The 6,469-nt window shown below is 36.1% G+C and carries 5 protein-coding genes; all 5 read right to left on the bottom strand.

Translation table 11 applies throughout. The features are described from left to right. Positions 1-42: 42 nt before the first annotated feature. Positions 43-189: a hypothetical protein gene (locus HT703_RS11155; RefSeq protein ID WP_000770987.1), complete on the bottom strand. Its 147-nt coding sequence runs from the start codon at positions 187-189 to the stop codon at positions 43-45. Between the two features lie 296 nt (positions 190-485). Further along, positions 486-938: a CFI-box-CTERM domain-containing protein gene (locus HT703_RS11150; RefSeq protein ID WP_050223616.1), complete on the bottom strand. Its 453-nt coding sequence runs from the start codon at positions 936-938 to the stop codon at positions 486-488. Positions 939-951: 13 nt separating this feature from the next. Then, entirely contained in the window at positions 952-4,029 is a 3,078-nt protein-coding gene (locus HT703_RS11145) for a DEAD/DEAH box helicase family protein (RefSeq protein WP_054393125.1), read from the bottom strand. Between the two features lie 63 nt (positions 4,030-4,092). Further along, a complete protein-coding gene (locus HT703_RS11140) occupies positions 4,093-4,578 on the bottom strand; it encodes a hypothetical protein (RefSeq protein WP_000499891.1) in 486 nt (161 codons plus the stop codon). Positions 4,579-4,581: 3 nt separating this feature from the next. After that, entirely contained in the window at positions 4,582-6,270 is a 1,689-nt protein-coding gene (locus tag HT703_RS11135) for a site-specific DNA-methyltransferase (RefSeq protein ID WP_054393126.1), read from the bottom strand. Between the last annotated feature and the right edge of the window lie 199 nt (positions 6,271-6,469).

Raw genomic sequence — 6,469 nt, 5'->3', positions numbered from 1 at the left:
TTGATTTCATATTACTATTGTATAATGCTTTTTTATTTTAGTCTAGTCTAACAATTCATACCTTTGTATCTCTTTTGTTGTTTCTTCTTTTTTATCATTATCAACCCCAACAGTCACAAAGTTTACTCCAATAAATATAACCATGTAAAACAATACCAAGGCAAAGCCCAAACCCTTTAATAACTTCATTTTCTTTTCTCTACTTTCTTTTTTTGTGTTAGTCTTTTTAGTTTATCTTAATTATATATACTCTTAAAACCCAAGGGGTAAAAATCCCCCCTTACAATCCTACCATTTCATCAAGCCAGCTAGAGAAATTGGCTTCCTTTGTATCTTCATCATTCCATTCAAAATCTTCCAAGTATGTTCTATTAGTGATTAGTTTGACACGTTTGTTTTGGTATTGGGGATCTAAATAGAATAGGGGGTCTCTTCACTATACAAGTTAGCGAGGACCCGAACTCTTTTCCTATACTCTACTCGTTTTATTGGACCACTTTTTGAGACAATTCTAGTGTATATGTTTTATACAATTGATGGCAAGTTTGATTCTCTCCTATTTTAATCAAGGAAACACAAGGTAAGACAAGTCCTGACCAGATAGACTCTAGTATTTCCTCACGATTTGAATGTTCTTCTAACTTGGCAACAATCTGAGGAGCCATCTTATAGTAGGATTCAATTTCCTCCTGACCACCATCTTTAAAAGCTAGATAAGAATCCCTGAATTTTCGCAAAGTCATCAATTCATCACAGTCATCTGCCAATCCCTTGTAAGTTACAGCTGCTTCTGTCAAATAACAACCTCTTTGTTCAATCTGATAGTAAGCATCTGGTTCACCAAAAAATCCAGTTCTAGAGTGCACATATCTCTCTGCATCACTCCTACGTTGAAAAACAGCTACTTCTCTTCCCTTACGATATACAATAAATTCCATTTCTTTTACCTCCCTATCTTACAATATTTAATAATTCCTCATAACTTGAAACCACATCATAGATGTGCTGATCATTAATCAATCCAGCTTGAGCTAACGCTTTAAAATGAGCACGCGCACAGGAAATTTTTGCTTGCTCAGCTTGTTTTAATTGAAGACTAGACATAGAGCCTTTTGTTTCTGCAACAAAATAGATATGCTTGACACTACCTTCACGGAAGGCGATTGCCCAGTCAGGGTTATAGTTTCCAAGTGGAGTCGCAATACTGAACTTCCCTGGTAACTTCACATAAACACGAACATCCTCGTATTGTTCCAAAGATTCTTTAAACGTCTTCTCCGTATTTGAATCAACTTTTACAAAATTGTAAATCCCTTTTTTGGATTCAAGTAAGTGATCATCTGATCTGTTAGCAGTTTCAGGATTGTCATAAAACAAGTCCATATCATACTCTTCATTTAACACATTATACTGAATATGCTTGATAATTTGACTTGCTTTTTGTTCATTAATAAGCTTTGAAACCTTAAGAATAAACTCTTCTGGATTTTGTTTAAACTTGTCAAATTGGTAGACATAGATTTTACTTAATATTTCCGCAACCAATTTACGAGTTAAACCAGTCTGCTCAGCAATCTCCCCTAGCAAATCATATTTGGTCATAATCTGCGAATCCGTTAGATATTCTTGTTGGCGATTATTTTCAGCCACTATCAGATGGAGTCCTTCTTCCTTACTCATCTCAGTAGCGCTTGCTTGAGTTATATGAAAGCTTGGTTTGCTAACGACTAATTTCTCATTGATATAGTCAACCGAATGTTTTACCAACTCCGTATCATCAAACTCTACTTGATAGCTTGTCTTTCGATTGATTTGCTTCCAGAGATTTAAGAATTCTTTTCGGGCAATATTTTCTTGATTGACCTCATTTGAGAATTGAATTACCGCATTATTCGCATTTTCAATTTCATACTGTCCTGCATGATAAACGCTCTCCAATATCTCTACCAGATTATCCTCATAACCTGCTAGCGTTTCAGACAGTTGTAACTGATGATTTTCTTTTGCAGTAAAATATTCTGTGGTTAATTGTCCTTCACGATCTATATAGCCTTGTCGAATCAAATCAAAATGAATCGAATCTGCTTGTTCCTTGGTAATTCGTATTGTTTGACCTTCTTGATTCGTTAGAACTTTATTCGTAAAGAGAGTAACATCCACTTTTACAGGACGTTCTGCTAAGAGTTCTTTGATTTCTTCTTGTAGATTTCTAGCAAATTGTTCATAGCTTTCATTTGCAATTACTGTCAGTTTATTGATTTCATGAACATCATTTCCTAAGAGTTCAAAATCCTGACGAATTCCGTTTTGGTCAACTGCCAAACGCATACCACGACCGATTTCTTGACGTTTACGGGTTTCTGCTGAAGATTGCTTCAGCGTACAGATTTGAAAGACATTAGGATTATCCCATCCCTCTTTTAGAGCTGAGTGAGAAAATAGGAAACGAACTGGCTCTTCAAAGCTCAACAAACGCTCCTTGTCCCTCATAATCAAGTCATAGGCATCGGTGTCATTTGAAAGATTACTTTTCTTTTCACTGGCAGATTTATAATCTACGAAAATGGTCTTATCTGACTTCTTCACTTTATCTACCGAAAAGTAACCAGCATGAACTGAATTTCCTTCAAGATTAGCCTCCAAATATCTACGATAAGGAGTTGGTTCCTGTGTTCGGATAAACTGGTTTACTTGATTTCGATATTCTTCTTCAAAAATCTGAGCGTATTCACCATTATAGGCATCATTATGTTCATCATATTGTTTATACTTGGCCACTTCATCGATGAAAAATAGGGATAATACTTTAATTCTTCGATTGTACAGTTTACTTTCTTTTTCGAGATGACTTTTTATAGTCTCTCGGATTTGAATTCTTCTGATGCTAGACTCATCCACTTCCCCTATCACTTCACCGACATGAAGTTCTTGCGTCACACCAACTTGAAGTTTGTTCTCTCTTGCATCAAAGTGACTAAGGGTCATTCCTTTATAAGCAGATAAATTCCCCGATTCAGCATACAAATCAAAGGGTTCTTCCACCACCTTCAATTTCCTCTTAACACCTGACTGCGTTTTTACTTCAAACTCAATTTTTGCTTTGGGTGCTCCTGTTTTTTGTGGAATGATTTCTTGTAGATATAGATATCCTTGTGTCCCGGTCGTCCCAGTTTGCTCAATAGCCTTAACCGCAATCTTCTTCACTAATTTTTGATTGTAAGCATCCATGGCATCCAATCTATAAACCATATCATGTTTTTCTTTATGGGTAGCCGAATAACGTAGTGTAAATAATGGCTTAAAATCTTTTAGTCTTTCCTTTGTCTGTTTCCCTTCAACAGACTGAGGTTCATCAATAATCATAATCGGATTCATAGCTGCCAAGACATCAATTGGACGGCGCCAACGGAAACTTTCCTGTTCAGAATGAATCCGTCGCGCATCTTTGCCTTTTGTATTAAAGGCTTGAGAGTTGATGACCATGATTTGAAGGTCTGACGAATTGGCAAAACTATCCAAATCACCTAAACGTGAAGAATCGTAGACAAAATAGCGTGGTTGCTTCCCATACTCCATCTGAAAGTGACTTGACATGATCTGTAGAGACTTGAGAACCCCTTCACGAATGGCTACACTTGGAACGACAATGACAAATTTAAGCCAGCCATAGCGTTTATTCAACTCCATAATTGTACGGATATACGTGTAGGTCTTCCCTGTTCCCGTCTCCATCTCTATGGAAAAATTATAAGCTTCTCGTCCAGCAATCATATCAATCGATAGTTTATCAGAAGGACGCAAACCATAACGAGTTTGCATAGTATGAACATTTTCTCGTATACTTGTTTGACTCAATTGAATCGGTGCATTTCGATAAGCATCTAAAACCAAATCTACCTCATCTGACTTGAGACGACCTGGATCCGCCATATACTGAACTCCAGTATGTTTGGCTTGCCCTTGAAATAAATCTGCAATGGCACTAACCGCATCCAACTGAAATTGTTGTTTTTTAAATTGTAGTTTCATAATTCTATATTCTTTTTATTAAATTCACATAAACTATTTCACATCTATAACTATATTTAATAGTTACGCCATATTATATTTCTTTTTAATTTCTTTCACTTTTGATGATGTAATATCGTTAAAATACTCTTTTTCCCACTTCATTGCATCACTAAGTACAAGACAAATAGAAATAAGTTTTTGATTATCTTCTTGTATCTTTCCGTCTTCAACTTTCTTGATAGTATCTTCAAGTTCTTGAATGAATTCTATGGCTAAACTATACATTTCCTTATTAGATAAAAAATATAATTTAGTTATATTTTCATCAATTGCCTTATGTTGCTTTTTTAGATTAGAAACTGTATGATTTGCAAGCAAGTATTCCAAAAGTAGAACAAAATCACTATACAATATCATCCTTTTTTCAAATAAATGTTGTTTTAAGTTATCTTTAAAAGCATGTCTAGTAACCCAGATTGCAATGCTGATAGAAACAATAATCGCAATCGAATCTACTATAATCCCTCCGATACTTATCCAATTATCAGTTGTCAGCTGATAGAACATCGCCTACACCACCTTCACTTTCGTATGAGGTGATAATTCTTTAAATATTTCACTTACGTTAATTTTATCTGCTGAATTGGCAAATGAACTATCACGGAAAACAGTACGGAGTGGTTGTGCTTGAGCGATGTGACGGATAACTTCTTCAGAGATTTCATCTTCAAAACAAGCCATGAGTGATCCTTGATCTACATCATAAACTTCTGCTCCTGCTACTTTCTCCCAATCAATAGCTAATGACAATTCCATGCCCCATGTCAGCATAACTTGGAAAAGTAGGTCAAGCCCAGTACGTCCTTCCTTGATATTGGATACACTATCAAAAAGTTCTCCTTGGATAAATTGATCTGGCCGAGCTGAAACATCTTTGAAATTAGAAGAGTCTAACTTATAAGCCTTAAATCCAAAGTCCTGCTTGCCAACCAACTCAGGATGCTCCTCCTGAATCTTGGCAGCAGCACGACGAATCCGCTCACGTGAAATCTGATCAATAGTTTCATAACCTGCTTCTTTAGCAGCAGACTTATCCGCTACTTCTTCATCCAAAGTACATAAGATAAACTTACGATTTCCACCATCTTCAGCATTCAGTTGCATAACTGCGTCTGCCGTAGTACCAGAACCACCGAAGAAATCAAGAATAAGGGCGGTTTCTATACTTGCACCTAATCCTAACAAATTTAATAATAGTTTTGTCGGCTTAGAAAAATCGAATACTCTAAAATCAAATAACTTCTTAATTTCAGTATTGGCACGTTGATTTGTTCCAAACTCTACATTCCAAAAATCATTAGATAGTTGACCATTCTTCATTGCATCACTTAAATATATCTTTGTTCTTGGAACTCCTCCATTTTCTGGCCAATGAATTTTGTCATCTTTTAAAAGTTGGTGAAAATCTTTTTCCGAAACCATCCATGGTCCCATAAGTACTTTTCCAGCAGGACTTAGAATTTCATAATTAAACCTTCCTCGAACTTCATCACGTAGGATGCCTCTCCCATATTTTCCTTTTGAATCTTCATAAGCATATTCTTTCTTAGCTGTATCTGAAAGTGATAACCGTCCATATGTAACTCTAGAATAATCCTTTGAATACACATATATATATTCTTTTACTCTAGCAGCTTTACCTATATTAGGCTGATTATCACTTCTTCTCCAAGCAATCGTTTGAACGAGATTCTCTTCCCCAAATATCTCATCACAGATAGCTTTGAGGTTAGCTTGTTCATTATCATCGATAGAAATAAAGATAACACCTGAATCCTTGAGGAGGTTACGAGCTAGGCGGAGGCGTGGATACATCATATTAAGCCAGTCTGAGTGATAACGGGCCGAAGTTTTTTCATTTTTTGTAAGCCCAACTACCTGGCGTCCTTCTTCATCCAAAAGTTCCATCTCTTCCTTCAACTCTTCATCTGTTTTTTGGAACTTATCAGAATATACAAAGTCTTTCCCTGTATTATAGGGTGGATCGATATAAATCATATCTATTTTTCCTAGATAGGATTCTTGTAAGATTTTCAAGACTTCTAAATTATCTCCAGTAATAAAGACATTTTCACTGTTTTCAAAGTCAACACTTTCATCAAGATCTGGTCTTAGGGTTTTAGTAGTTGGTCGCCCAGCTTCTGCAATAGCTTCACGCTTTCCAACCCAAGTAAACTCATAGGATTCTCGACCATCCACAATTTCCTCTGATAAAAACTGTTTAAGCTTCTCAAAGTCAATCGCAGGACGTAATCTGCCGTATTCATCCCTCTTTTCCGTCAGAACTTCAGGAAAAAGTTGACCAATTTTTGAAATATTATCTGTAAAAACATCTTTTGAAGTGAGAGTTAATTTCTCAAGTCCAGAGTTTTCACCTGCGTGCTGTGCTGTGCTGTGC

This window comes from Streptococcus sp. 3874 (genome assembly GCF_013276425.1).
GTDB lineage: Bacteria > Bacillota > Bacilli > Lactobacillales > Streptococcaceae > Streptococcus > Streptococcus pseudopneumoniae.
The sequence above is the reverse complement of the archived record's forward strand: the minus strand, read 5'-3'. Positions and strand labels throughout refer to the sequence as shown.